We start from the raw sequence: 312 nt of genomic DNA on the forward strand, positions 1-312 counted from the left end.
TCAGAGGGTACCAGCCCGACTATCATATAAAACGAAGTCGTCTTACCTGCACCGTTTGGTCCGAGTAAGCCTACCACTTCGCCACTTTTAACCATCAGCGATACATCTCTGACTACCTGGCGTGCGCCATAGCTCTTTTGCAGTCCTTTGACTTGCAAAGTATTATCTGTAGCCAGCATCTTATTGGGCCTGCGTTGTACCTGACGCTGATTTGCTGCGCAGGATAAGTTGAGTCCGGGGCTTCGCTGTGTCATGTTCGCCGCTGACGCTGTTGGTACCGGTCAGCACTTCATTGCGGCTATCATAGGAAAG

General features: G+C 51.0%; 1 protein-coding gene. It reads right to left on the reverse strand.

From position 1 onward, the window contains the following. Window positions 1-179: ATP-binding cassette domain-containing protein (locus KDM89_RS21260; RefSeq protein ID WP_212689791.1), on the reverse strand; the 179-nt coding region annotated here is incomplete at its 3' end. Window positions 180-312: the final 133 nt, after the last annotated feature.

The sequence above is a fragment of the Cognatundibacterium luofuense genome, assembly GCF_018139685.1.
Lineage (GTDB): Bacteria > Pseudomonadota > Gammaproteobacteria > Burkholderiales > Burkholderiaceae_D > Undibacterium > Undibacterium luofuense.